The organism is Kordiimonas sp. UBA4487 (assembly GCF_002389025.1).
Lineage (GTDB): Bacteria > Pseudomonadota > Alphaproteobacteria > Sphingomonadales > Kordiimonadaceae > Kordiimonas > Kordiimonas lacus.
The window spans coordinates 1-25,195 of sequence record NZ_DGNR01000014.1 but is presented as its reverse complement, the minus strand read 5'-3'; the positions used below and the strand labels follow the sequence as shown (position 1 = coordinate 25,195).

The following is a 25,195-nucleotide window of genomic DNA, read 5'->3' as shown; positions in this document are numbered from 1 at the left end:
CACGATGACACGCGATGAATTCGATGCTTACTGTAAGTCTCTAACAGCTACCACGAACGTGGTGCAGTGGGGTAACTCGTCCGTCTGGAAGGTGGGAGGGAAAATCTTCACCATCTGCTCGCACTGGGGACCGGTGGACCGGGACTGCATCAGCTTCAAATGCACCGACCACAGCTATCAGGTACTGTGTGAACTGCCGGGCGTGGTGCCAGCGCCGTACCTCGCGCGCGCCAAATGGGTGCAGGTGCAATCGGGCGAGACGCTCACAGACGATGATATCAAAAGCTATATTGAGGAAGCACACGCCATTATCGCCACCAAGCTGACCAAAAAGCAGCAGCGGGATCTGGGGCTGCTGCCCGCCTGATTGGCAAATTTTGCTATTAGCGGCCCGGTGGATTTGTGTCGAGTGTGGCCTTGAGTGCAGTCACGCGGGGCCCTGCCCAGTCCTTCAAATACGCCAGACGCATATCCGCTTCAGACAGGCGCATCAGATACCCCAGCAGATAGTCATAAGGCACGGCCACAGTGAAGGCGCCTGCCCCGCGGGATGCCGAGCGCACATCCACCCGGAGGGTCGAGCCGGCTTTGACAGCTGCCGTGATATCTTCGAACGCCAGCCGGATGACATATTCCTCGAAGAAGGAGGGATAGTAGGGTGCATTGTTGCTGTAGCGGTCCACCAACGTCAAATTTCGGCCCGCGCCACCAAGGGTGGCCCAGCGGTAATTCTTCCACCAGCCGCGACGATTGGCGTAGGCTTCCGCCGTTGCGTTCCGCGCATCCAGTTGGTCCTGGTCCACAGTGTCGGAAAATTTCACGGTCAGGTAAATCTGCGGGCTGAGCGTGCCGGACACGGGATCATAATAGGTGCGGATGAAATAGCCCACATGGCCGCCATTGCTGCTGAGCGCCAGAATGGCTTCGGCCGAGCTGATGCTGGCATCAGCCCCACGGATACGAAGTCGGCTGTTGCCCGGATCGCGGAAGATGCCGGACTTTTTATAGACAGCCTGAATGTAGGACAGCTGCTTCGAGGCTTCCCTCCGGGCCTTTTTCAGTCGCTTGGCCTCGGCCTTTGCGCGCTTCTTTTCTTCCCGCAGGCGAGCCTTTTCCGCCTTCTTCTTGGCCTTCAGGACAGACTTGAGATGCTTTTTCTCGTCGCGGGAAAGCGGCTTGGTGTCGACAGCCTGCAGTTCCGCAATCGTCATTTCCTCATAGGGCTTGTTGGGTGTGTCGGCCAATACCGGGCCGGATAAAAAGGTCAAGGCAAGTGCGAGCGCTAACAACTGTTTCATGATCATCCCCCATCTTGGATGGTGGGAGAATAGCAAGAACAAAAAGAGAACACAAATAAATTGTGCCAATGCAACTGACTGGAGTGCTTAGGTTCCGGCCTTGGCACGCAGGGCGGCGCGCAGGCGTTCCACCAGCTGTTTGTCAGCTGCTGCCAGATAGTTTTCTTCCGCCGTTCGGGCGAAATAGCCGACCAGATAGGCGAAGGGTATTTCGAGCTGCATGTCGCCTGAGACTTCCGAATGCAGCGTGACCCTGATGCCGCTGCCCACCTTGACCGGTGCGAACAGGTCTGCGGTCTCAACCGGAATTTCAAGTTCCTCGGTTGCGCCAAGCCTGGCTTTGCCGGTGCGCCCTTCAAGGGTGGCGACTGCCAGGTCGATCAGTGTATTCTTTTTGAGGTAGCGTGCAGTATAGCCGTTCCACTGGTGCATGCGGGCGCCCGCGGTGCGGCGACGCGAGGCGGGCATCAGCGTGGTATCGTCTTCCACGGCTTCCGACCCGGTTGTTTCCACCACAATCCAGGACCTGACGGTGCCTGTGGTTTCATCGCGGTGGGAGGCGACATAATATTCGATGATGCCGCGTCGCCCCAAAATCATTAAATTCCTGGCGCTCAAGGACTGGCCACGGGCTTCCTGTCCTGTGCCCTCTGTACCATCATATAACTTGGTCAGCCGGTAGGCCCGCTCAGCCATCTTGTGCATGTCGGTGAAGCTCAACACTGCAGTGTCCTCGGCGGTGGCATCGCCGGCTGCCGGTGCCAGCAGGCATAGGCCCAAGGCAAGCGTGGCCAAAATCAGTTGTTTCATGATTGGTTATCCCCCCCAAAAAAGTGCCAGTCTGTCAATCGATCCCATTTACCGTGCTGCGGCGCTCGAGCTGCATATTGTCTTTCCAGACACCGTGCAGCTTGCCGATACGTTCCCTCACACCGAATACGCGAAAACCACAGGCCTCGTGTATCGCACGCGACGCTTCGTTTTCGGGGAAAATGCCCGCTTGAAGCGTCCAGAGACCAAGCTCTTCCGAGCGTTTGACCAGGGCATTGAGAAGCAATTTGCCCACACCCTTGCCGCGCGCGTCCTCCCCCACATAAACGCTGACTTCCGCCACACCGCCATAAACGCAGCGGTCGGACACCGGCCACAGGATAGCCCAGCCCAGGATCTCGTCGCCTTCCACGGCCACAAGGGCGCTATTTTTCACGCTTTTTCCTTCAAAATCGGCTTGTGCCTTGGGCGTGGTCTCGAAAGTCGCGAGGCCGGTTCTGATGCCCTCCTGGTAGATGCGGTCCACATCGGGCCAGTCAGCAGGGCAATAGTCGCGGGTTGATATCATTTCTGGGAACTCCTTGATCCCTAAAAATCTAGCGCTGAAACCATGAGCCGGGCAAGGCGTAAGTTTCCATAAATCGATGATGTATGTTCATGAGTTCGGGTCGCCATTGCGGGCATCTGTGCGCTGTAAGGCCCGACGGATAAAACCGGGCAGGCGCGGGGTGATGCGCCTGATTTTCCCGTTGGTTACGGGGAAGCGGGCGCGTGTGCGCCTGATCCAGCGCTTTAGTCTGGGGTTGAAGGCGGCCACAGCCAATCCAAGGGCGATCAGGACGATACCGGTTGGTATGGGGAGCGGCAGCGTGATGGCGCCAAGGGTTGCCAGAAGAATAGCCAGGGGCAGAGCGGCCCATTTCAAAAGACGCAGGCGAGCGCGGGTCCATCTCAGGGAAGGAGGTTTCATATTTGTTGCCGGGTCCATACGCAGATTGGCACTGTTCATGCCTGGGAAATGTCTCATAATTATGACTGCAGGCCGGGGGGTGTGGCATTTTCCCGCAACTTGTGGCCTAAAGGGTACAGAGATCAAAGAATTAGGGGAGAACATGATGGAAAATGCACTTTTGGGCCCAGTTCTGGGGCAGGTAGCGGTGACAATTTTGGCTTTCATTATGCTGTTTGTTCGGCGGATACCTGCATTGACTTCGATGAAGGCAACGAACGCGCAACTGCAGGACAAAGCCAATTTGGCGCTGCTGCCGGACAAGGCCAAATTTGCGGGCGAGAACTATAACCACCAGTTCGAGATGCCGGTGCTTTTCTACGTTTTATGTTTGGGGGCCATGGCTACCGGGCTGGGTGACGCGCTGACGGTCCAGCTGGCATGGGCATATGTGGGCCTTAGGCTGGTTCACCATGTAATTCACGTGACTTACAATAAAGTGATGCACCGCTTCGCGGTATTTATGCTCAGCGGGCTTGTGATTGTTGCAATGTTCGGTCAGATTGCCTTCAAATACTGGAGCATCTGATGGCGGATTTTTTCGATCATATCACGGATAAGCACAAAGCTTTCGTTGAAGACCAACCCATGTTTTTCACGGCAACTGCCTGTGCAGAGGGGCGTATCAACCTGAGCCCCAAGGGCATGGACTGTTTCCGGGTGCTGGGACCCAAGCTGTGCGGCTATCTGGATATGACCGGAAGCGGGAATGAAACATCCGCCCATATCAGGAACGACGGGCGCATTACGCTGATGTTCAACAGCTTCACGCGGAATGCGCTGATTTACCGGGTTTACGGTCGGGGCCGGGTGGTGCGGCCGCACCATCCTGAATTCGCTGAGCTGAAGCCGCAATTCCCGGACCTGCCTGGGGCCCGCCAGATTATCCTGGTGGACGTGGAAAGCACGCAAACCAGTTGCGGCTATGCCGTGCCTGAGATGGAGCTGGTTGCCGAGCGCCAGACCCTGAAGAAATTCGCTGAGGCCCGGGGGGAAGACGGTATTCGCGACTATCAGCAACAGAAAAACCTTGTTTCAATCGACGGGTTCGAAACGGGCCTGAACGACTGATGCTATGACCGAAGTATTTGAAGACCATAATCGCCTGATCCCCGTCCGCACGGGACTGTCCGCGTCTGACGCTCAGTTGCTGAAGTCCGTGCTGAACGCCAATGGTGTGGATGTGTTTCTGACCAACGAGAATATGGGCTCCATGAACATCGGCCTGCGAACAGATGTTATGGTACGGGCGATCGACAAGGTGCGGGTGGATGCCGTTCTCAACAAGGTGGCGACCATGCCGCGCTGCCAGCTGCCAACGCGGCTGGACGAGGACGGTGAAGAAATTGCCTGCCGCCACTGCGGGTCCGAGCGGGTGCATCCGTTTGAGGGGGCGGTGCCAACCATCATCCCTGGCATCAAGCTGAAGGCCACAAAGGGAGAGCGCTGGTACCACTGTTTGCAGTGCGACAGCTATTTCAAGAACGGCGTGTCACGTACAGCCAGCTTCCCGCTCGCCCTGATGTGGGGCGCCACCTTGGCGGCGCTCACCCTTGGCATCATCTGGCTGATCGAGTTCCTGCGCTGGCTATAGGCTTCTAAAGGTTCTCCGAAATCGGAAGGGTGCGTACACGCTTGCCACTTGCCGCAAAGATCGCATTCGTCAGGGCCGGAATAAGCGGCGGTAACGCCACTTCGCCGGTGCCGCGAGGGTCTTCGTCGCCAAAGTCCATGATCCGGACATTGATTTCCGGGGGAGCCTCGCCGATCCTCATCATCTGATAGCTGTCGAAGTTGTTGGTGACGGGCACGCCGTCCTCGAAGCGGAAATTACCGTATTTGGCAGCCGAAAGCCCGTCGTTTATGCCGCCCTCCACTTGCGCCCGCACGCCTAGGGGGTTAACTGCCAGGCCACAATCGATGGCGCTGGTTACCTTGTGGACCCGATAGTCGGTGTCACCGATCATCTCAATTTCAACGACATGGGCGCAGGTGCCTGAGAATGTGTGATAGATGGCAATACCCTGGCCCCAGCCGTCCGGCATGCGGCGGCCGTATCTGGCATCTTTTGCAACAGCCTTAAGAATTTTGCGGAAGCGCTCGTATTCCAACAAAGGAAAGGGCCATGTATCCAGTTTCTGAAAATCCTTGCGGCTGTATAGGTCCAGCAGGAAGTCCAGCGGGTCCTTGCCTGCCGCTATGGCCACTTCATTCAGGAATCCCTGAATAACCCAGGCCGCAGTATTATGCTGGGGCCCGCGCCAGGGCCCGCGCCGGACGTTATTTTCAATGTAACCCCATTCGCCTCTATAGTTGTCCACGAGGCCCATCGGCGGTTCCATGGCCGCGTTCCTGATCCAGCCGTCTGCCGCCGTTCTGACGTGCCAACCGGTCAAGCGGCCTTTTGCGTCGACTGCGGCGCGCATCCGGTACATGGCTGATGGGTTTACGTGGTCCTGCTCCATCTCGTCTTCGCGGGTCCAGGTGACTTTCACCGGCGCACCGATCGCTTTTGAAAGAATACAGGCCTCCATGACAAAGTCGGGCGCATATTTGCGGCCAAGGCCGGTGCCACACCGCATCACATTGCTGGTGATCTTGCTTATGGGCAGGTCCGTTGCCGCGGCCGCCGCATTGATGGATTCGGTAATCGACTGGTGGCTGGTCCAGATTTCAGCGCTGTCTGCCTTGACGTCTGCAATGCAGTTGTGGGGCTCCATACAGGCATGCGCCCAGTGGGGGTGATAATAGGTTGCTTCGATGACTTTATCGGCTTCAGCCATTGCTTTGGCCAGGTCGCCGCCTTCTTTGCTGTCAGCCACCTCGCCGGTTTCCAGATGCTCGGCCATTCGGGCTTTCAAAACAGCGCTGCTTTCGCCAGCGGCCCTGCTGCCGTCCCACTCGATTTCTGCCATGTCGGCTGCTTTTTTGGCCCGCCAGAAGCTGTCGGCGATAATGGCAAGGCCAGCTGGCAGGATACGGGGCCTGGAAAGGTCATCCGGTCTGCGGGCAATCTCAACAACATGCTTGACCCCAGGCAAGGCAAGAAGCGCGTCGCGGTCATAGGAAACCAATGATCCGTTCAGGTGTGGACACCGCCGGATAACAGCGTGTTTCATATCCGGAATGTCGGAATCTATGCCGAAGATGGGCTGGCCCGTGGCAATGGCCGTGGCATGGACATTGCGCTGATCCTTGCCGATCAGGGTTCGGTCCTTGGCTGCTTTCGGGGTCGCATTCCCTCTTAAGACGGTATAATCCGTCCGCCGAGTGTCCGAGACAAGATACTTATAGGGAAGGCTTACCTTTGTGTTCTTGTTGTAAACGGCGCCGTTCCTTGTTTCCAGGTGGTTAAGGGGAACGCTCCAGCGGATTGCGGCCGCATGCAGGAACAGGTCACGGGCGTATGCGGCTGTGTGCCTTAGTGGCCCCCAGACCATCATGGTGGATAGGCTGCCGCCCGCACCTTGTGGCATCGGGCCTTCACTGGCGCGGCCCTCTGCATCGGCATGACCCTGAAAGGCCATCATTTCAATGCCGGTCTGATTGGGGTCGAGATCCAGCTCTTCCGCGATGATCTGTGCCGCTGTTGTGATCATGCCCTGGCCCATATCCGGGATTGGGACACAAACAAAAATCTGGCCGTCCTCGGTGAAGCGCAAGCAAGGCGTCACGTTGCCACTATTGTCGGTGTCGGTTGCTAGGACGGATGGAGTAGACGAAATGCTGAGTATCAGGGCTGTTGTGCCAGCGGCGGATTTCAGGAAGGATCGGCGGGATACATGGTTTGTCATCGTGCGTCTCCTTATGCGCCAGCAAGGTTCTGTGCGGCCAGTTTGATGGCCTTGCGGATGCGGTAATAGCTGCCACACCGGCACAGGTTGTCGATGCCGCTGTCGATATCGTCGTCCGTGGGGTTGGGCACCTCCTTGAGGAAGGCGGCCGCTGCCATGATCTGTCCGGCCTGGCAGTAACCACACTGTGCCACATCTTCCTTGATCCAGGCCTCTTGGACCGCGTGCAGGCGCTCGCCGTCGGCAAGGCCTTCAATGGTGGTGATGGACGTGCCGTGAAGGGCCGCCATGGGGACAGAGCAGCTACGGGCCGCTTCGCCGTCTATATGCACGGTACAGGCGCCGCACTGGCCGATACCGCAGCCAAACTTTGTGCCCTTCAGGCCCGCGTCTTCGCGCAAGTGCCACAGAAGTGGCATGTCGCCGTCGCCGCTGAAGCTTGCGGCCTTACCATTAATCTTGAAGGTGACAGTTGTCATGATGCTCTCCCCGCTGATGAACACTCACCGGGGAGGAGTTTACGTTACGAGGTAACGATTGTCGCGGCGCTTGGTCGCATTGCCGCGTCGGCTTGCCGCAAACCTTATATCAATAGCTTAGCTGATCGAAGATCGGGTCTACGCCGCCCCATGTGCCGTGATACTTGTGCAGGATCTGGTCTGCTGGCGTCATACCGGTCTCGATGCTTTCCCAAAGCGAATTGAGGAAGCCTTGTTCGGTATCGCCACTTGAAGACAAGCGTGCGCGCTTCCTGAGGCCCAAGTCTGCAATCTTGAGTACTTCTTCCCCGAGGTCGCGGAAGCAGCCGCCTTTCGGGTCCTGGGTCTCCAGGCCGCGGCGGGGGACATCATCGCGCATCTTGGCGACGTCGTCCGCGCTCCAGCGCTTCACCAGGTCGGCGGCGGCGTCCTGTGCTTCGGTGTCATACAGCAGCCCAACCCATAGGGCGGGCAGGGCACACAGGCGGTTCCACGGACCGCCATCGGCGCCACGCATCTCAAGGAAGGTCTTGAGGCGCACTTCCGGGAACAGGGTGGTCATATGGTCTTCCCAGTCCGCCATCGTGGGCAGTTCGCCCGGCAGGGCCGGCAGTTCGCCCTTCATGAAGGCGCGGAAGCTTTGGCCGGATGCGTCGATATATTTGCCGTCCCGACGCACGAAATACATGGGGACATCCAGCACATGGTCTACCCAGCGCTCAAACCCCATGCCGCTTTCAAACACAAAAGGGAGGGTGCCGCAGCGGTCCGGGTCTGTGTCTGTCCAGATATGGCTGCGGTAGCTTTTGAACCCGTTGGGTCTGCCTTCCGTCAGCGGTGAATTGGCGAACAGTGCGGTCGCCAGTGGCTGCAGGGCCAGGCTGATGCGGAATTTTTCCACCATGTCGGCCTCATCCGCGAAATCCAGGTTTACCTGCACGGTGCAGGTGCGCAGCATCATGTCCAACCCCAGGCTGCCCTTCTTGGGCATATAGTTGCGCATGATGTCGTAGCGCGCCTTCGGCATGACGGGCACCTCTTCGCGCTTCAATGTTGGGTGGAAACCAAGTCCCAGAAAGCCGATATTCAGGCGTTCGCCAATCTCACGAGTACAGCGAAGGTGGCTGGAAGTTTCGTCACAGGTTTGGTGGATATTCTCAAGCGGTGCGCCGGACAGTTCAAATTGCCCGCCGGGCTCCAGCGTCACGGACGCGCCATTCTTTTTGGCTGCGATCAGCTTCCCGCCTTCTTCTACAGCTTCCCAACCATTGTCGACAAAAGCCTGCAATACATCCTTGATGCCGGGCAGGCCGTTTTGACCTTCCCACTCAAGAGGTGCCTTGGTGTCGCGGTGGAAAACGAATTTCTCGTGTTCGGACCCGATGCGCCAGCTGGACCGGTCGGGCTTCGAGCCCTGTTCCATATAGGTCACCAGCTGTGCTTTGGACTCGATGATGGCGCTTGACATAAACAGGGGTCCCCTCGACCGAACAATCGTGCTTAGAAAAAGTAGGGTCTAGATAAGCAGCAATCAAGAAAAGTAAACCCCGGTCACGCGTTAGTGAGGGTCCGGCGAGCCGCAGGTGAGCGCCAACCTGATCAAAAAGTCAGGGTTTATCTGGCTTTTGGCTGGGCAGGAAATTCAGGTGAAAAAATCTAATTTCTGTGTGCAGAAGACCCGTAGGGCACGTTGATGGCGCACGGATTGGCTGACAGGTCCATGCCGTAAATGTGCAGCGTGGTGGCTACTTTGTCGGTTGGATTGAACAGGCGGTGGATGCCCTCTGGGTTCGGGTTTACCGTTGCGACTGCACCGGCGCCGGCCATGATTTTGCCGTTCGAGCGCACGCCGCCTTCAGACGCATTGCAGCGATCATAGGTTTCACAGCCGATCTCACCTGAGATCACGCCCACACAGCCCCAGGCATTATGGCCATGGACCGGTGTTTCAGCGCCGGGCTGCCATTCAAGCTGCAGCACGGAGAAGAAACCCGAAGGGTGGGCGTACAACACCTTGCGCCGGTAGCCGCGCGCGTTCACCGGCGTGTCCGCGAAGTCTTCCAGCTCGATGCGGGGCAGCACATGTTCCATCAGGTGGGCAATCTCATCCTTGTGGCAATCGGGTGCCGCACAGGCAACAGCCGTGCAGGCCTCCTGCACAAGGTTGGCGATATTGATGGTAGACTGGAAGGATGGAATTCCTTCTTTTGGCATGGCAATGTTCCCGCTAACCTAAAAATATTACTTAACGGGGTACAATATACCAATATATAGTCAGTAATTGTTTGCTATTTTCTGGATTAAATGGCTGGTCTGTGAAAAATTTTTCCCTAAACAGCGTTTAAGTGTCACCAATCACCCAAAGCGGATTGCCACAGGCTGATGGCGGACATGGCGGCTGTGTCCGCCCTGAGGACACGCGGCCCCAGGGCTACGACCACCGTATTGGGGTGGGACCGGATGAGCGCGCGCTCATGGTCGTCAAAGCCACCTTCCGGGCCGATCAGGATGCCCCAGGGGCGGGGATTTGATTTATTGTCGGCCGCCTGAAGCGCCACGTGGGCCGGTGTGCCTGTCAGGTCCTCGTCACAGAACATGATCTTGCGGTCCATCGGCCAGTCGGCGATCAGTTTCTCCAACTTCACGGGTTCGCCGATTGTCGGCACATTGAGGCGTTCGCACTGTTCTGCGGCCTCAACGGCGTTTGCAAACAGGCGGTCGGTCTTCACCCGGTCCACGATGGTGCGGCGCGTCAGCATGGGTACCATATGGCTGACGCCCAGCTCGGTGGCTTTTTGCGCCATGAAGTCCAGCCGGGCCTTTTTGATGGGGGCAAAGGCAAGCCACAGGTCGGGCTCTGTGCGCTGCTCCCTGATCCTGGACTCCAGCCGGAGCGTTACAGCTTTTTTCTGGACCGCTGCGATCTCGGATGCCCACTCGCCGTCCCGGCCATTGAAAAGCGCCACCTGGTCGCCCGTGCGGGCGCGCATCACATTGGCCAGATAATGTGACTGGTCCGGCCCCAGCGTCAGGCTGCCGTCACCGGGCAGGGCTGTGTCCACATACAGGCGGTGCTGGATTTTCTTGCTCATGCGTCTTGGTCCGGCTCAGGGAATGTCATTTCCCCCTGATGCCGCGAAGAGGGCGTCATCGCAAGGAAATTTTCTTGTCGCGCGTGTGTGCTACGCTACCTCATGGAGGGGGCGAACGGCCAACAGAAGGGAAACATCATGATCAGGAAACTCGGTGCACTTGCGCTCGTGGGCCTTATGGCAGGCACAGCCGTATCTGCGGAGCCGGTTGAAATCTCGAACGACAGTTTCAAATGTCTCGCCGACATGCAGAAGGTGCGGCATTTCTTTGTCGATAATCTGTTGGGTGACCTTGAGGCCACGCTTGCTGTTGCCAACAACAAGAAGGGCGGCGTGTATCCACCCGGTTCCGTTGTGCAACTGGTGCCGACAGAGGTGATGGTGAAGCGCGAAGAGGGCTGGAGCCCGCGTACAAAAGACTGGGAGTTCTTTGAGCTTGATGTGTCTGCCGAAGGCAGTGAGATCAAGGTGCGCGGCACAGATCAGGCGGTGAACAAGTTTGGCGGCAACTGCCTTGAGTGTCACGAGCGCGCGCGCCCGCAGTGGGATATGATTTGTGAGCAGGGCCACGGCTGCCTGCCGATTCCGATCACCAGAAAGCAGATTGCCCAGATCCAGGCAGCTGACCCGCGCTGTGAACCGGAGGCCGCGAAAGCGGAAGATTAATCCAGCGTCTTGACCATATAGCGCACCAGCTTGCCATTTTTCAGCACGCCGGTGCCCACCTCAGCGAAGCCCATGCGGGCGTGGAAGGCGTCTGAGCCCGGGTTCGGCGGGTCGATATTCACTTCGCAGGCGATGGCGGGTTTGCCGGCTGCGCGGGCGCGGGCGAACAGGTCTTCATAAAGCGCGCGCGCAAGCCCCTGACCACGCGCGCTTTCAGCGGTGATGACCCGGTCGATATAAGCAAAGCTTGGGTACCGGCTTTGAAACCACAGGAAATTAGGGCTGGTGTAATCCGCCGTTTCATCGAATGCGATCAGGAAGGCTTTCGCGGGCGCAACCCCGCAGGCATAGAAGGCGCCGGCGACCATGGCCTGATATTCCTCAGGCCCGAGGTGCGAGGTTTCGCGCACATGGGCTTCATTCAGCGCCAGGATGTCGGCTTCTGCCAAGTTGCTAAGGGGTTGAATATCAACCATAAACACTCCTCTGATCACCTTGTCAGGATAGCCTGCTACTGAGCCTTGGTGCTAGCAATAATTCAAATTTTATGCGTTCCGTGACAGCGTATGCGGGTTGCCGTACACTCAAACCGAGCACTGAGGGCTCCCAAAATGGGAGCGACATCTGGTTGGAAGAGCCATGATACAGAATGTAGCGGGCGCAAATGCGCTTCAGCCGCGGTTGGCGGCAGCAAATGGATTGGACCCGGACCGTGACGCGCTGCGCTTCAACGGCGCCCAGGAACGCGGCTTTGCTTTTGGCAAGCGCAAGCCGGTTGTCGACCAGGTCCAGACATCCGAAACACAATCCCAGACACAGTCCCAGACAGTGGAAACCTATTCGGTGGGCACACAGCCCCCTGCCACTGGTGTTGACGGCGCGGATACAAATGCCGTGGCGGTCACCAGGGACGGCAGCTTCAATATCGATGTGACCATCTCAGGCGAAGACGGTGCAGGCGGTAAAGGGGTGGTCCATTTTGAGGAAGGCGGCAGCTACAGCTTCAGCCTTTCGGATCACCCCGGCGCCAAATACCGCCTGGTGGGCCTTGAAGGCGGGAACGGGGTTACGAACCCGAATAACATCAAGGGCACGATTTTTCTGAACGGGGCCGAGATCAAGCTGGGGGACCTCACGGACAAGGCTAGCGAGTTTTTGAAGAAGCGCGATGAGATCGCCGCCAAGGCAGAGGAGGCACCGGGCCAGGAGAAGAAGCGTGCGGGCGATATCACGCTGGATGACCTGAAGGCCGTGGGTCTTCTGTCCACGCCGGACGTGGGCGTACTGAACATCCATGATGACCGGTTTGACCGCTCGAAATTCACTGATAAGCAGGTGCTTTCCCTGAAGGTGGCGGCAAAGCTGGCGACGCAGGAAACGCTCAATCCGATCCGTGAAGACGAAGACGAGCGCAAAGGCCGGGGCCTGAAGCTCGGACACGCCAAAGAAGGCATCGGTTCCTATGGACGTGGGCTCAAGCTGGGGCACGAAAAGGCCCCGGGTGTTCTGGCCTTTTACGCCTGACCACAAGCGTCATTCGCCGACGTGATCGGCGAATCCACGATACCCTTAGACCCGCCGGTCGTGCCGGCGAGTGACGAATTTTCCATAGCTAAAAAGCCACGACCGCTTCAATAATCGCGCGGGCGTCAAGGCCGTCGGGCAAGCTGCCGTAGGCACCATGGCGCCCGAAGGGGTCAAGCCGGGTGCTGATGTATCCCTCTGCCACCGTGCCGGGCGCGCGTTCCATCAACAGTTTGGCGGATGCCAGCGTGGCCAGCCGTTCCGTCAGCCAACGGCCGCGGGCTTCATTCAGGCCGCCTGCGATGTTGTCTGTCAGGTCCGCCAGCGCGTCATCATAGTGGCTGGACGCGCCTTTGACTTCGCTGAGCCACCCGATGCCGGCTTCAAGGTTTTCACGCTCGCGCATCGCCACCCGCAGCAGATCCAGGCACATGACGCTGCCTGAGCCTTCCCAGATAGAATTCACCGGCAGTTCGCGGTAAATGCGCGCCAAAACGCCGTCTTCCACATAGCCGTTGCCGCCCAGGCATTCCATGGCTTCATATCCCAGTGTGGGGCCGCGTTTGGTGACCCAATATTTGGTCACTGGCGTCATCAGGCGGGCGTAGGCGGCGTTCATGGGGTCATCCATGCGCTCATAGGCGCCGGCGAGGCGGACGCTCAGGTGCGTGGCTGCGGCCACCTCAAGCGACATGTCGGCGAGGAGCGCCGTCATCATCGGCTGGTCGATCAGCTTTTTCTGGAACACCGTGCGGTAGCGCGCGTGATGGACGGCGCGGGAAAGCGCCTGCCGCATCAGCCCGGCGGACCCCAGCGCGCAATCAAGCCGCGTGTAGTTGGCCATGGTCATAATGTTGGCGATACCGCGGCCCTCGTTGCCGATCAGCACGCCTTCAGCTTTGTGGAATTCCACTTCACTGGATGCGTTCGATTTGTTGCCCAGCTTGTTCTTCAGCCGCTGGAAGCGGAGGCCGTTCACCGTGCCGTCAGCCCGGAAGCGTGGCACGAAAAAGACCGAAAGCGCGTTGCCGGTTTGGGCCAGCACCAGAAAGGCGTCGCACATGGGGGCGGACATGAACCATTTATGCCCGGTTATCAGGTAGGGCTGGCCCGCCCCGCCGTTTTCAACCGGTGTGGCCACGGTGGTGTTGGCGCGCACGTCCGTGCCGCCCTGCTTTTCGGTCATGCCCATGCCGATGGTGATGCCGGATTTATCCGCGATCGGGCGGAAGGTTGGGTCATAGGTGTGGCTGATCAGCTTTGGCAGCAGGCGTGCGAATAGGTCGGGCTGGTTCTGCAGCGCCGGGATGGCCGCGTGGGTCATGGTGATGGGGCAGATATGGCCAGCCTCGACCTGGCTCATCATATAATGCTTGGCCGCACGCGCCGCGCCCACGCCCAGGCCCTTTTCGCGCCCGTCGGTGGCCAGCGCGTCAAACGCGCCGCAGTGGATGCCCGCGCGCTTCGACATGTCCATGAAATGGTGGTAGGCGGGGTGGAATTCGACCGTGTCCTGCCGGTGGCCCTGTGTGTCGAACGTGTTCAGTTCCGGCAGGCGAGTGTTGGCCAGATGCGCCTGGTGGAAGGCCTCAGCGGTCCCGAGCTGCGCGCCGAACCGGTTCAGGTCCATCGCCGCCCAGCCCGCGCCCTCCGCCGTCAGCGCGGCCTTTAAGGGTGCGTCGGTCTCATAGAGGTTCACATGGTCATAGACCGGCGGCTGGTTGAACACCTCATGCGTGTCGAACTGATTTTCCATCGTCTGTCCCCCTTCTCTAGCATCCTACACCCAATTTAGGGCAGAGGGGAGAAGAGGGAAGCTTTGAAGCTTATCGTTCTGCAGCAAATTCCGAACATTCCGGTTCAGAATTCGACAGCTTCTCACACAACGCCATGAGTCTTTCCTTATACCCCGCGTATGCTAGAAGATTTTTTGAGCCTTCGACCATTTGGACGGTTTTGTCCTTTTTAGGGTTGAAGGTTAGTGGGACCAAAAACCCGAATTCCCCTTCTGAATTCTGAGCATTCTCCAGCTTGGAGGCCAGTGAATCTGCGTCGGTGAAGCCTGCGGTCCTGAAGTTTGCTTCCCCCTCTGAGACTACTAACTTGATCGGTGTATTATGATCAAATTGCCAGCCGAATTGGGCAAATGCCTTCAACGTTTCGGAATTGTCGTTGCCATCGGAAGTTGCTAGTTCGCTTTGTTCTCTGACCATGGCCTGAATGATATGATCGGATTTCCAGTCTAAGGTTGGTCTTGAGCTATAGCCGCTAATAAACGCGACCATCGCCAGGGCGATGTACAGAGATCCAATAGATCCTGCAGAGAGGTCGGCACCAAACACCTTGAAACGGGATTTTTGCAATTTCTCGCCAACTCCAGACAAGAAAAGACTAAATGAAAGCTTGGTGGCGTATATGCCCCCGAGGATGAAAAGAACTGCTATGAAAGCATTAACCAATGTGTGGGTCAAATCTGGCGCCATGGCTGAACCCCTTGAGATTTTGTTGGGGTTATAGTGCGGTACTCAGCCTTGATCGTCAATGACAAGGACCCTTGCCTGCGCAGCCACTGGCTGTTTTGCACGCTCATGGATTGTATTCTTGCGCTCTCGTATAAGCCTCAAATACTCAGTTTTCACCTTTTAGCCCCGCCACTCGCTTGGGGCTTTGCCGGTCCAGCGTTTGAAGGCGCGGGAGAAACTGGAGGCCTCAGAAAAGCCCACCAGATAGGCCACCTCATTCACGCTGGCCTTGCCGCCTTCCAGATAGCTGATCGCCATGGTGCGGCGCAGGTCATCCAGCAGGGTCTCGAAATTCAGGCCCTCGGCCTTCAGGCGCCTGTATAGCGTCGGGCGGCTGATGCCCATCATTTCCGCCACCTTTTCCATCGAAACCTCGCCCTTGTGCAGCATCGGCAGCACGGCCTTTTCCACTTGTCCGCGCAGGGTTTCTGAGGCCTCCAGCTCGCGCATCAGGGCGTCCGCGTGGTCAGACAGCACGCCGAAGGCATAGCGGTTCTTGGGGCCGGTTGTCAGCTCAAGCCAGCTTTTGTGTGCCTTCAGCGCGTTCCATTTTGCGCCGAAGGTTACGGGCACCCCGAACATCTCTTCATAGACTTTCCAGTGCACGGGCTTGTCGTGGGTCACGTGAAAGGCGCGGTAGGGCAAGGCATCGCCAAAGAAGCGGCTGAAATCCCCCACAAAGCGGGCGAACACGGTTTCTGTCAGCTCCGGCGTCATGTTCGGGTTGGGGCGCTGGTCGATCACCCAGACACAGTCGCCGTCTTCCTCCAGCCGGAAGCGCTGCTTGCCTTCGCCCACGCCGGTGTCCAGCACCAGCTTGGCGTAGCGGTTCATCTGCTGGAAGCCTTCGCCCACGCTGTTGGACGCAAAGGAAATCAGCCCGACAATGGAAAAGTCGTCAAACCGGCTGGCTTTGCCGTACTGGAGTGCCAGGTCCGGCCGGTTCAGCTGTTTGACGGCCGCGCGGATGAGGCCCACAAAGGCGGTGGCGGGCAGGCGGGCGTCCTGGTCATCGAGGGGCGCGTTCTCAAGCCCCACGGCTTTCAGAAGGGCCTCGCGGTCCCCGCCTTCCCCGACGGCAAAATTCAAAAGGTCCCGGATCAGCCCGGCGGCAACTGTTGGCATGATGTATCCCCTCGCGCGCCCTGCTGCCACCTTGCGTGATCTTCTGGGCTAAGTGTTTGATCGCTGCGGTCATTGTGATGCTGCCGCCAGCTTCTTATCTATAGGACATAAATAAGAAAGTCGGCAACGACCGGCAAGACGCGAGGAAATATAATGTCTGATATCACGATGGACGCCGGCACCCCGGTGCGTCCAAAGCGGGCCCGTAACTGGCTCGACCTTTCCGCAAAAACCTGGTTTGTCGTCACGGCCATCGGCCAGTGGCTGTTTGTGGCCTATATCGCGGGCTATTATGGCAAGCGCTTTGCTTCGGGCGGCGTGGGCGGCTTCGCGGACACCCATTTGGCCAATGGCTTCATGGCAGGGGACAGCATGGGCAATGTGGCGCTGGCGATCCATATTCTGGTGGCGGGGCTGATCATTGCCGCCGGGCAGATCCAGCTGGTGCCGGGTATGCGCAACAAAGTGCCGCGCCTGCACCGCTACAGCGGCTGGTTCTATATGATTGCGTCGGTGCTTGTCTCGATCGCCGGGACGTATCTTGTCTGGACCCGCCCGCGGGTGATTGGCTCGCTTATTCAGGATATTGGCGTGACCGGCAGCGGCGTGCTGGTGATGGCCTTTGTGCCGCTCGCGCTCTATTACGCCATCAAGCGGGATTTCGCCGCGCACCGGCGCTGGGCGCTGAGGCTTTTCATGGTGGTGAGTGCGGTGTGGTTCCTGCGCCTGATGACTTTCGGCTGGTTCCTGACAACTGGCGGCATCGGTATTGACGGCAAGACCTTCTCAGGCCCGTTCCTCTATGTGGTCAGCTTTGCGCAGTATCTGCTGCCGCTTGCGGTGCTCGAGCTGTATTTCTGGGCCCAGAAGGGCAAGAACAAGGCGCATCGCGGCAAGGTTGCCGGTGTGGTGTTCCTGATGACAGCCTTCATGGCTGTGGGCGTTGTGGGCATCAGCAGTTTCTCCTGGATTCCCAAGATATTTGGCTGATCGGGGCCTGTAATCAAGGATACTGGCTGCGTTGGCGTGGGCGCGCAGCAGCCAGTACACGGCATGGAGCTTTGGTTCCGTGCCGCTAAACTATTCTTGGCCTTGCCAAATTTCCCCGATATGCAAGGATGCTTGCAAGCATGGTTAATGATTGGGGAGCCACAGATGGCACAGGACGTTCCGGTAAGCTGCACATGCGGCAAGGTGAAAGGCGTCATCAGGGGGCTGGCGCGCTCGAACAGCAATCATGTGCAGTGCCCGTGCAAGGGGTGTCAGTCTTATGCCCACTATCTGGGCCGTGCGGACGACATGATGGACGGGGTCGGCTATTCGAATATCTTCCAGATTGACCCGGCCAGTTTCGAAATCACCGAAGGGCATGACCATCTGGCCTGCGTGCGCATGACGCCCAAGGGGCCACTCCGCTGGTTCACAGACTGCTGCAAAACGCCGCTGGGCAACACTTTGCCGAAAGGCGGTATTCCTTTCATTGGTGTGCTGCCTATCTGCACCGGCCATAAGGGGACAGACCCGGCCGTGGTTGATATGGTTGGACCCGTGCGGGCGGTGGCCAATGAAAAACGGCCGCAGAGTTTCGGCCAGAAGCTCAAGACCTGGGGCATGCTCGCGCACCTGATGCGCCTGACGATCTGGTGGCGCATTCGCGGCGGCAAGAGCTGGAAACCTTTCTTTGACAAGGACACCCTGCGGCCGATCCGGAAACCGATCACGATTTCAGACGCTGAGCGCGAGGCACTTGAAGCCAAGGTGATCTGATCTGGCTTGACTTATCGCGTGCCCGCGCGTACGCCGCTAGGCATGTTTTGGCGCACACAAAAAGACGTGGTGAAAACGGCGGATGCCGTTGAGGGCAGTTTTGTCTATCGGCATGCGCCGAAGGCCGTGCGGCCCTACCTGAAGCTCGCGCGGATGGACCGGCCCGTTGGCACGTGGCTCTTGCTGTGGCCGTGCCTGTGGTCGACAGCGCTGGCGGCAGACGGCGCGCTGACGCTGCATCATGCTTACCTTATGCTTCTGTTCGCCATCGGCGCGCTGGTGATGCGCGGCGCAGGCTGTACCTATAATGACATTATCGACCGGGACTTCGACGGCGCGGTCGAGCGCACCAAAAGCCGCCCCATTCCGGCTGGTGAGGTCAGCCTGAAGGGCGCCTGGGCCTTCCTGGTGCTGCAGTGCCTGATTGGCTTCCTGGTGCTGATCCAGCTGAATGTGTTCGCCATTATGGTGGGGCTGGGCTCGCTTGTGCTGGTTGCAGCATATCCCTTTATGAAGCGCATCACCTACTGGCCGCAGGCGTGGCTGGGGCTGACCTTCAACTGGGGCGCGCTTGTCGGCTGGGCCGCAGTGCGCGGCAGCCTGGACTGGCCAGCGGTCATTTTGTACGCAGGTGGCCTGTTCTGGACGCTGGGGTATGACACGGTTTATGCCCATCAGGACAAGGAAGATGATGCGCTGATCGGCGTCAAGTCGACGGCCCTTGCACTGGGGGCGAAAACCCGGCCTGCCATCAGCTTATTCTACTGCTTATTTATTTTTGCCCTTTTGGGCGCAGGAATCCTTGCAAATCTGGGCATAATCTATTATCCCGTGCTCGCGTTTGCGGGGCTTCACCTCGCCGCACAGATCAGGCGCGTCAACATTGATGATGCTGCCGTCTGTTTGGAAGTTTTCCGCTCGAACATCGCGTTTGGCTGGATCGTGTTTGCGGCCCTTCTTCTGGGGCAAGCCATCCAGTAGCCTCCCCGGCGTCCACTCTGGTGTTTGTGCGATTTTTTGAGTAGCCCCATGCTAGGTTTTCGGGGCAAATTAAAGGACGCATATCCATGGATATCAAGAAGATCTCCGTTGGCGAAAACGCCCCTTGGGACGTGAACGTTATCATCGAAGTGCCAGCTGGCACCGAACCCGTGAAGTATGAGCTCGACAAAGAATCAGGCGCATTGTTCGTGGACCGCATCATGCACACCAGCATGCGCTACCCATGTAACTATGGCTTCATCCCGCACACGCTGGCGGATGACGGCGATCCTGTAGACGTGCTGCTGGCGAACCGCACCCCGATCATGCCGGGTGCTGTTGTGCGCTGCCGTCCGCTTGGTGTTCTGATCATGGAAGATGAAGCCGGCATGGACGAGAAGCTCTTGATGGTGCCTGTCGACAAGCTGCACCCCTTCTACAAGGACGTTCAGAGCTACGACGAACTGCCGAAGATTTTCCTCGACCAGATCGCGCATTTCTTCCAGCACTATAAAGACCTCGAGAGCGGCAAATGGGTGAAAATCAAGGGCTGGGAAGGCCCTGAAAAAGCTGCCCAGCTGATCGAAGAAGGCATCAAGGCCGAAGCTGCAGCGGGCTGATAAACGCTCATACATCAAGATTTCGGAAAGCCCGGCTTACCTGCCGGGCTTTTTTTCTGCCCTGTGATGTCCGTCACACCCCAGTGGTGTGACTTATGATTTCATGCCACGCGTGCCGTAAGGAAAAAATGGGTACCTGGAAAACGGACGGAGCAGATAAAATGACACTCTATGAAGCAGTAGGTGGCGAACCGGCGGTCAATGCAGCTGTTGACCTGTTCTACGACAAGGTGATGGCGGACCCTCTTCTAGCGCCCTTCTTTGAGGGCGTGGAAATGGGTGCGCAGAACCGCAAGCAGAAGGCCTTCTTCACAACGATCTTCAAAGGCGAAACCAGAGGTGCCGACGCCTACATGCGCAAGGCCCATGCTGGCCTCGTTGAGGAACGCGGGCTTTCGGATGCGCATTTCGATGCTGTAGCAAAGCATCTTCTGGCAACCCTCGAGGACCTGAAGCTCCCGAACGGTCTGATTGGCCAGATCATGGGCGCCGCGGCGGGGTTGCGGGACGCGGTCCTGAACCGGTAGATTGGGAATACAACAGTGTAAAAAGAAAGGCCCGCTGGAATTAACCAGGTGGGCCTTAAGGTGGAGAGTGGGGCGCTGGGGAGCCCCTGGGGTAATGCGGTTTAATAGTGGAAGAAGTTCAGCTTGTTGCCGTCTGGGTCACGGAAATAGCCGGCGTAAAATCCCTGGTCGCCCCGTGGGCCCGGCGCACCTTCGTCTGATGCGCCCAGTTCAAGCGCTTTGGCGTGCATGCGGTCCACCATTTCCTGGCTGTCAGCCTGAAGCGCAACCATGACGCCGTTGCCGACGGTGGCGGCTTCCTTGTTGAAGGGCAGGGTGACGCTGAATTCTGTGCCTTTGCCAATGGACCAGACTTTGAAAACGTCAAAATCCATGGTGCGCTTGGCGCCCATTTCCCCCAGCAGGGCATCATAAAAGGCCGATGCTTTGCCTATGTCGTTGGTGCCGACGGTAATATATCCGATCATTGGTTTTCTCCTCTACTGATCGTGTCGTGATGTTATGGTTTGGTGAATTGTTCGCGGGCGCGCTTCACTTCAAGGCGGCTTTTGCACCCTTCGGCGTGATCATTTACCAGCCCCATGGCCTGCATGAAGGCATAGACGGTGGTGGGGCCGACAAATTTCCAGCCCCTTTTTTTGAGTTCCTTCGACAGCGCAATGGATTGCGCGGTGGTTGAGGCAAGCTCGTGTTTGATTTCCTGGGCGTCCGGTGCCTCATAGCGCCAGAAAAAGGCAGCCAGAGATCCTTCGGTCTCAACCATTTCCCGGGCGCGGGATGCATTGTTGATAACGGCTTCAATTTTGCCCCTATGACGCACGATGCCTGCGTCGCCAAGGAGGCGCTCCACGTCGGCCTCATCAAAACCAGCGACCTTGTGGAAGTCGAATCCTTCGAAGGCAGCGCGAAAATTCTCCCGCTTGTTCAGGATGGTCAGCCAGCTTAGGCCAGACTGGAACCCTTCGAGGCAAATTTTCTCAAACAGCCGGGTGTCGTCATCCACGGGGAAGCCCCACTCATGGTCGTGATAATGGATATAGTCTGGCGTGGCGGCACACCAGTTGCAGCGGGAATGGCCATCCGGGCCTTCAAATGTCTTGCGCATTGGCTTGCCCCTAGTGTCCGGTGGGCATCAGGAAGGCGAGGCGCTCATCTGTTCGTGCGGGGGTGACCTCATGAATTTCGGGGATGGCGATACCTTCCACCACGAAGGGGTCTTCATGGATGAATGATTCCAGTTCCGTGCGTGACACGCCGTGTGCCAGAATTGCACCGCCCAAGCCGGGTTCAAGGGTGCCAACGGTCAGGAAGGTGCCGGCATCGAACCCCTTGCCGATCCATTCCTTGTGAGTGGCCATAAATTCAGGCACGCGACTTTTGTCGCCCGCCAGTTTCAGAAATATAATAAACATCGTCTGTCCTCTCGATCCGCCCCGGTTGCTCGGGGCGGTCACTTGTTATGAAACAGTCACTCCGCAGCGATGCCTTTGAGCATCTGCGAGCCTTCAGGATACCAGCGCTGCATGCCGCGTTCAAAATAGGCCACCAGGTTGGGGTGGGCCGCGACCAACGGTATGGGCCATGTCTTGATCGGAGAGGCATAGAAGTTGGCGACAAAGCTGAACACAGTCGCATCCAGATAGGTTGGCTGGTTCGCAAGGAACCATTCCTGGTCGCCGAGCAAGGTGGCCAGGCAATCAATGTCCGATTTGATGAGTTGGCGCTGTTCGTCTGTAGAATGCCGAGCAAATCCTGAGAATGTATAGCCTTCACGCATTTCACGGCGCATGGGGGCGCCGATCCCGTCTGGATCGCCCTGAAGGAAAATCTCCTTTGCCTGTACCCAGCCTTCATCCTCCACCCAGCGGGACCAGGCCAAACCATGGACCGTGCGGTCATCCAGCATGCGGCAAACGGCATGGCCCACGGCCTTGGAATCGTCCGACAGGCCTCCATTCAGTGTGGCGCCATATTTTTCAATTAGGTAAAGGCGGATGAATTCGCTGTCCTCAATGATCTCATCGCCATCCTTGAGTACAGGCAGTTTGCCCTTTGAGAAACCTCTGGGGTCCTCGGGCATGACGGTTTCAAAGTCGAGTCCGGCAAGCTTCAACAGGATCTCGACCTTGTTACAGAAAGGGCTGGGGTTAAAAAAGCCGGGCGCTGTGGGGAATGCGTAAAGGGTTAGTGATGTCATCTTATTGCTCCTCGCTATCGTGACTTGGGTCGTTGAAGAGCTTATACGCCGCCCTAGTGACAGTTTTTGTCAGGAGTGTTTGGCGAGTTTTCATTCGTTGAAAATAACCGGGAATGGGGCCTGGTTAGAATTTGATGCCACGTATTAAAAATATTTATGGATTTTCATGCTCTTTCAGGCTTTTATGCCGATGTCGCTGCGGGACAGTGGTGACCTTGGGCTGAGGGCTTGCGCCGTTGGGCCGGATATACAACAAGCAGCAAAAGCTGCGACGATAGCGAGAGAAAAAATGTTCAAATCAACTGTACTCTTTGGTTCCGAAGAACCGAAGGGCTGGGCGCCATGGGCGCTCCTTGTCCCTGTCATTGCCATTCTTTTTACCGTTATTTCGCTGGTTGGCGGTACGGTGATCCTGCGTTCTACGGGGCTGATTCCCGCGCGCGGTGCGCCGGTTTTGCCTGCTGAGCTGGCGGCCTCTCTGATTGTGCCCTTCGGCCTTATGCTGGGGCTTCTGTTCCTGTGGCTTCGGTTTGTCGAAAAGCGTTCTCTGGCTTCCATTGGCCTGCAGGGCGAGGGCACAGGTAAGCGCTTCTCGTGGGGGTTTGCCATCGGTGCGATCATGATAGGTGTCACTGTCATGGGGATCTGGGGTACGGGCGGTTACAGGGTCGGTGGGTTTGCCCCCGCCTTTGCAACGCCGTCGTCGTTGGCCGCGATGCTGCTGCTGGCTGTGGGGTTTACCGTACAGGCAGGTGTTGAAGAGATGGTCATGCGGGGATGGCTTCTGTCTGCGATGTCGCGCAAAGTTGGTGTGATCGTAGCCTCTTGTACGAGTGCGCTTCTGTTCACGCTTCTGCATTTTGACCCAGACAACCCCAACCTGCTGGTTGATGCAGTAACTTCCATTCTGTTCAGCCTGTTCGCCTGCTACTGGGCTATCAAGTCGGGTAGTATTTGGGGGATCATTGGTTGGCATGCCGGCTGGAACTGGTTCCAGGGGGTTGGTTTCACCATTCCGGTAACCGGCCAGCAGGCTACTGTGCCTGCTTTGATCGCCGAGATGGCGGCTGTGGGGCCGATTTGGCTGACAGGCGGGGAAGTCGGGCCGGAGGCAAGCGTTGTGTGTGCCGGGGTGCTGGTCGTGGCAGGGGCTATGATGGTGGCCCGTTTAAAACGGGCTTAGAGGCCTGGTCCACAAGAAAGTATGATGGAAGCCCGGTTGGCAGTAATGCCTGCCGGGCTTTTGATTTACGACCAGTCGAAATTGTCGATTTCCGTCCGTTGCAGCACACGGCGGTAGGGCGCAGGCGCCCGACGGGTCACCGCATCCATTGCGCGGTCGAAGGTGGCAAACTTCTCACGCGTGCGCCGCACAAGGCGGGTCACCCACGGCGTGGTGGGAATCAGGAACAGTAAGCCGATCATGAAGAAGATCAGGCCAAAGGGAATGGGCGTCAGCATACCAAAGATGCCGAATATACAGAAAACACTACCGATCAATTGGCACAAAATGCGTACCACAGGTTTTCTCCGTTCGCTGTCGTTTGGGCGGACAGTTGCCGCGCCATAAGTTTTATCTATTTATAGGATCAATATAATGTGGCTTAACAATGGCTTCAAGGTGACCCATACAAGGAATTGTGTTCTTTGGTGCAAGGAAGCCTGCGGATCGGTGCCGCAAGAATTTGTTGCAAATGAAACTAATCGGCGGTATCTGGTGGCCACTGGTCGATCTGGCCCATCTGGTCTTTGATCCCGGTGTTCTGTTGTCCCATTCTTTTCAAGCGGGAGTCAGCGATGAAAAAAGTTTATGCGAGTTCCGAGGCGGCGCTTGATGGCTTGCTGTTTGACGGCATGACCATGATGGCCGGCGGCTTTGGGCTGTGCGGTATTCCGGAAAATCTGATTGCGGCGGTCCATAAGGCTGGTGTGAGGGATTTGACGGTCATTTCCAACAACTGCGGTGTGGACGGCTTCGGCCTTGGTATCTTGCTCGACGCCAAGCAGATCAAGAAGATGATCTCGTCCTACGTGGGCGAGAACAAGGAGTTCGAGCGCCAGTATCTGGACGGCGAGCTGGAGCTGGAGTTCAACCCGCAGGGCACACTGGCGGAACGCATCCGCGCGGGCGGCGCCGGTATCCCGGGCTTTTATACCAAGACAGGTGTGGGCACGCTGATCGCCGAAGGCAAGGAACATAAGGACTTTGACGGCCAGACCTATATCATGGAAACCGGCCTTGTGGCTGATGTCTCGATCGTCAAGGCCTGGAAGGCGGACACGGAAGGCAACCTGGTGTTCCGGAAGACCGCCCGCAACTTCAACCCAATGATGGCCACTGCAGGCAAAGTAACCGTGGTGGAAGTCGAGGAACTGGTCGAGCCGGGCGAGCTTGACCCGGATCACATCCACACACCGGGCATTTTCGTGCAGCGTATCGTCAAGGGCACGTTCGAGAAACGCATCGAACAACGCACAGTTCGTCAAAGGGAGGCTGGCTAATGGCTTGGGATCGTAACCAGATGGCGGCGCGTGCGGCGCGCGAGCTTGAAGACGGCTTTTATGTGAACCTCGGGATCGGGATCCCCACCCTGGTGGCCAACTATATCCCCGACGGCATGCATGTGACGCTGCAGAGCGAGAACGGCATGCTGGGCATGGGCCCGTTCCCCTATGAGGATGAAGTAGACGCTGATCTGATCAACGCCGGCAAGCAGACGATCACGGAGCTGCCGACCTCGAGCTATTTCTCCTCGGCTGACAGCTTCGGCATGATCAGGGGCGGGCACATCAACCTCTCCATCCTTGGTGCCATGGAAGTGG

General features: G+C 57.8%; 32 protein-coding genes. 14 read left to right on the top strand and 18 right to left on the bottom strand.

Annotation, left to right across the window (positions count from 1 at the left end):
* The first annotated feature begins 4 nt into the window (after positions 1–4).
* Positions 5–367, top strand: a complete 363-nt coding sequence (locus B3Z17_RS15245; RefSeq protein ID WP_286830662.1) for an MmcQ/YjbR family DNA-binding protein — start codon at positions 5–7, stop codon at positions 365–367.
* Positions 368–383: 16 nt separating this feature from the next.
* Here the strand turns inward: B3Z17_RS15245 and B3Z17_RS15240 are convergent, their stop codons facing one another.
* The 4 genes from B3Z17_RS15240 to B3Z17_RS15225 all read right to left on the bottom strand — a co-directional run bounded on the left by B3Z17_RS15240 (position 384) and on the right by B3Z17_RS15225 (position 3,039).
* Entirely contained in the window at positions 384–1,298 is a 915-nt protein-coding gene (locus tag B3Z17_RS15240; protein ID WP_286830661.1) for a hypothetical protein, read from the bottom strand.
* 87 nt (positions 1,299–1,385) lie between these two features.
* The gene (locus B3Z17_RS15235) at positions 1,386–2,108 is read right to left on the bottom strand and encodes a hypothetical protein (RefSeq protein WP_286830660.1); all 723 of its coding nucleotides are present in this window, start codon (positions 2,106–2,108) and stop codon (positions 1,386–1,388) included.
* Positions 2,109–2,142: 34 nt separating this feature from the next.
* Entirely contained in the window at positions 2,143–2,637 is a 495-nt protein-coding gene (locus tag B3Z17_RS15230; protein WP_286830659.1) for a GNAT family N-acetyltransferase, read from the bottom strand.
* A gap of 87 nt (positions 2,638–2,724) precedes the next feature.
* A complete protein-coding gene (locus B3Z17_RS15225; protein WP_160328638.1) occupies positions 2,725–3,039 on the bottom strand; it encodes a hypothetical protein in 315 nt (104 codons plus the stop codon).
* Between the two features lie 142 nt (positions 3,040–3,181).
* Between B3Z17_RS15225 and B3Z17_RS15220 the strand changes: the two genes are divergently transcribed.
* Genes B3Z17_RS15220 through B3Z17_RS15210 form a run of 3 tightly spaced genes read left to right on the top strand, consistent with a single transcriptional unit; the run spans position 3,182 to position 4,672 of the window.
* Positions 3,182–3,607, top strand: a complete 426-nt coding sequence (locus B3Z17_RS15220) for an MAPEG family protein (RefSeq protein ID WP_160328637.1) — start codon at positions 3,182–3,184, stop codon at positions 3,605–3,607.
* On the top strand, positions 3,607–4,149 hold the full coding sequence (locus B3Z17_RS15215) for a pyridoxamine 5'-phosphate oxidase family protein (RefSeq protein WP_286830658.1): 543 nt from the start codon (positions 3,607–3,609) through the stop codon (positions 4,147–4,149). Before B3Z17_RS15220 ends, B3Z17_RS15215 begins: the two co-directional genes overlap by 1 nt.
* Positions 4,150–4,153: 4 nt before the next feature.
* A complete protein-coding gene (locus B3Z17_RS15210; protein WP_068307473.1) occupies positions 4,154–4,672 on the top strand; it encodes a hypothetical protein in 519 nt (172 codons plus the stop codon).
* Positions 4,673–4,676: 4 nt separating this feature from the next.
* Here the strand turns inward: B3Z17_RS15210 and B3Z17_RS15205 are convergent, their stop codons facing one another.
* The 5 genes from B3Z17_RS15205 to B3Z17_RS15185 all read right to left on the bottom strand — a co-directional run bounded on the left by B3Z17_RS15205 (position 4,677) and on the right by B3Z17_RS15185 (position 10,443).
* Positions 4,677–6,872, bottom strand: coding sequence for a xanthine dehydrogenase family protein molybdopterin-binding subunit (locus B3Z17_RS15205; protein ID WP_286830657.1), 2,196 nt, complete (start codon positions 6,870–6,872; stop codon positions 4,677–4,679).
* 11 nt (positions 6,873–6,883) lie between these two features.
* Positions 6,884–7,351, bottom strand: a complete 468-nt coding sequence (locus tag B3Z17_RS15200) for a (2Fe-2S)-binding protein (RefSeq protein WP_286830656.1) — start codon at positions 7,349–7,351, stop codon at positions 6,884–6,886.
* 109 nt (positions 7,352–7,460) lie between these two features.
* Entirely contained in the window at positions 7,461–8,819 is a 1,359-nt protein-coding gene (locus B3Z17_RS15195; protein WP_286830655.1) for a glutamate--cysteine ligase, read from the bottom strand.
* Positions 8,820–9,007: 188 nt separating this feature from the next.
* Entirely contained in the window at positions 9,008–9,565 is a 558-nt protein-coding gene (locus tag B3Z17_RS15190; protein WP_286830654.1) for a cysteine dioxygenase, read from the bottom strand.
* A gap of 134 nt (positions 9,566–9,699) precedes the next feature.
* Positions 9,700–10,443 carry a 16S rRNA (uracil(1498)-N(3))-methyltransferase gene (locus tag B3Z17_RS15185; protein WP_286830653.1) on the bottom strand — a complete coding sequence of 248 codons (744 nt, stop codon included), beginning with the start codon at positions 10,441–10,443 and terminating at the stop codon, positions 9,700–9,702.
* Positions 10,444–10,581: 138 nt separating this feature from the next.
* Here B3Z17_RS15185 and B3Z17_RS15180 point away from each other — a divergent pair, with 138 nt between their 5' ends.
* On the top strand, positions 10,582–11,109 hold the full coding sequence (locus tag B3Z17_RS15180) for a hypothetical protein (RefSeq protein WP_286830652.1): 528 nt from the start codon (positions 10,582–10,584) through the stop codon (positions 11,107–11,109).
* Here B3Z17_RS15180 and B3Z17_RS15175 read toward each other — a convergent pair.
* Positions 11,106–11,585 (bottom strand): GNAT family N-acetyltransferase, encoded by a 480-nt coding sequence (locus B3Z17_RS15175; RefSeq protein ID WP_286830651.1) that lies wholly within the window; start codon positions 11,583–11,585, stop codon positions 11,106–11,108. The genes B3Z17_RS15180 and B3Z17_RS15175 overlap by 4 nt on opposite strands.
* 163 nt (positions 11,586–11,748) lie before the next feature.
* Here B3Z17_RS15175 and B3Z17_RS15170 point away from each other — a divergent pair, with 163 nt between their 5' ends.
* On the top strand, positions 11,749–12,633 hold the full coding sequence (locus B3Z17_RS15170) for a hypothetical protein (protein WP_286830650.1): 885 nt from the start codon (positions 11,749–11,751) through the stop codon (positions 12,631–12,633).
* 88 nt (positions 12,634–12,721) lie between these two features.
* Here the strand turns inward: B3Z17_RS15170 and B3Z17_RS15165 are convergent, their stop codons facing one another.
* The 3 genes from B3Z17_RS15165 to B3Z17_RS15155 form a co-directional block, all read right to left on the bottom strand.
* Positions 12,722–14,389, bottom strand: a complete 1,668-nt coding sequence (locus B3Z17_RS15165; protein ID WP_286830649.1) for an isovaleryl-CoA dehydrogenase — start codon at positions 14,387–14,389, stop codon at positions 12,722–12,724.
* A 70-nt stretch (positions 14,390–14,459) separates the two neighbouring features.
* On the bottom strand, positions 14,460–15,116 hold the full coding sequence (locus B3Z17_RS15160) for a hypothetical protein (RefSeq protein ID WP_286830648.1): 657 nt from the start codon (positions 15,114–15,116) through the stop codon (positions 14,460–14,462).
* Positions 15,117–15,275: 159 nt separating this feature from the next.
* Positions 15,276–16,280 (bottom strand): AraC family transcriptional regulator, encoded by a 1,005-nt coding sequence (locus tag B3Z17_RS15155; RefSeq protein ID WP_286830647.1) that lies wholly within the window; start codon positions 16,278–16,280, stop codon positions 15,276–15,278.
* 153 nt (positions 16,281–16,433) lie between these two features.
* Between B3Z17_RS15155 and B3Z17_RS15150 the strand changes: the two genes are divergently transcribed.
* From B3Z17_RS15150 to B3Z17_RS15130, 5 genes are all read left to right on the top strand, one after another.
* Positions 16,434–17,270: a DUF2306 domain-containing protein gene (locus B3Z17_RS15150; RefSeq protein WP_286830646.1), complete on the top strand. Its 837-nt coding sequence runs from the start codon at positions 16,434–16,436 to the stop codon at positions 17,268–17,270.
* A gap of 165 nt (positions 17,271–17,435) precedes the next feature.
* Positions 17,436–18,047, top strand: a complete 612-nt coding sequence (locus B3Z17_RS15145; protein ID WP_286830645.1) for a DUF6151 family protein — start codon at positions 17,436–17,438, stop codon at positions 18,045–18,047.
* A 42-nt stretch (positions 18,048–18,089) separates the two neighbouring features.
* The gene (gene ubiA / locus B3Z17_RS15140) at positions 18,090–19,028 is read left to right on the top strand and encodes a 4-hydroxybenzoate octaprenyltransferase (protein WP_349680334.1); all 939 of its coding nucleotides are present in this window, start codon (positions 18,090–18,092) and stop codon (positions 19,026–19,028) included.
* An 86-nt stretch (positions 19,029–19,114) separates the two neighbouring features.
* Positions 19,115–19,648, top strand: coding sequence for an inorganic diphosphatase (gene ppa, locus B3Z17_RS15135; RefSeq protein WP_286830643.1), 534 nt, complete (start codon positions 19,115–19,117; stop codon positions 19,646–19,648).
* A gap of 161 nt (positions 19,649–19,809) precedes the next feature.
* The gene (locus B3Z17_RS15130) at positions 19,810–20,175 is read left to right on the top strand and encodes a group I truncated hemoglobin (RefSeq protein WP_286830642.1); all 366 of its coding nucleotides are present in this window, start codon (positions 19,810–19,812) and stop codon (positions 20,173–20,175) included.
* A 101-nt stretch (positions 20,176–20,276) separates the two neighbouring features.
* Here B3Z17_RS15130 and B3Z17_RS15125 read toward each other — a convergent pair whose 3' ends face one another.
* Genes B3Z17_RS15125 through B3Z17_RS15110 form a run of 4 tightly spaced genes read right to left on the bottom strand, consistent with a single transcriptional unit; the run spans position 20,277 to position 22,372 of the window.
* Positions 20,277–20,642: a VOC family protein gene (locus tag B3Z17_RS15125; protein WP_286830641.1), complete on the bottom strand. Its 366-nt coding sequence runs from the start codon at positions 20,640–20,642 to the stop codon at positions 20,277–20,279.
* Positions 20,643–20,674: 32 nt separating this feature from the next.
* Positions 20,675–21,280, bottom strand: coding sequence for a DNA-3-methyladenine glycosylase I (locus B3Z17_RS15120; protein WP_286830640.1), 606 nt, complete (start codon positions 21,278–21,280; stop codon positions 20,675–20,677).
* A gap of 10 nt (positions 21,281–21,290) precedes the next feature.
* Positions 21,291–21,587 carry a YciI family protein gene (locus B3Z17_RS15115; RefSeq protein ID WP_286830639.1) on the bottom strand — a complete coding sequence of 99 codons (297 nt, stop codon included), beginning with the start codon at positions 21,585–21,587 and terminating at the stop codon, positions 21,291–21,293.
* Between the two features lie 56 nt (positions 21,588–21,643).
* The gene (locus B3Z17_RS15110) at positions 21,644–22,372 is read right to left on the bottom strand and encodes a glutathione S-transferase family protein (RefSeq protein WP_286830638.1); all 729 of its coding nucleotides are present in this window, start codon (positions 22,370–22,372) and stop codon (positions 21,644–21,646) included.
* A gap of 289 nt (positions 22,373–22,661) precedes the next feature.
* On the opposite strand from B3Z17_RS15110, the gene B3Z17_RS15105 reads away from it, so the two are divergent.
* Complete coding sequence (locus B3Z17_RS15105; protein ID WP_286830637.1) at positions 22,662–23,555, top strand: CPBP family intramembrane glutamic endopeptidase; 894 nt, start codon at positions 22,662–22,664, stop codon at positions 23,553–23,555.
* 65 nt (positions 23,556–23,620) lie between these two features.
* On the opposite strand, the gene B3Z17_RS15100 is transcribed toward B3Z17_RS15105, so the two are convergent.
* Positions 23,621–23,893 carry a hypothetical protein gene (locus B3Z17_RS15100; RefSeq protein ID WP_286830636.1) on the bottom strand — a complete coding sequence of 91 codons (273 nt, stop codon included), beginning with the start codon at positions 23,891–23,893 and terminating at the stop codon, positions 23,621–23,623.
* 276 nt (positions 23,894–24,169) lie between these two features.
* On the opposite strand from B3Z17_RS15100, the gene B3Z17_RS15095 reads away from it, so the two are divergent.
* On the top strand, positions 24,170–24,874 hold the full coding sequence (locus B3Z17_RS15095; RefSeq protein ID WP_286830635.1) for a CoA transferase subunit A: 705 nt from the start codon (positions 24,170–24,172) through the stop codon (positions 24,872–24,874).
* On the top strand, positions 24,874–25,195 hold a 322-nt coding region (locus B3Z17_RS15090), incomplete at its 3' end, for a CoA-transferase (RefSeq protein ID WP_286830634.1). The genes B3Z17_RS15095 and B3Z17_RS15090, both read left to right, overlap by 1 nt.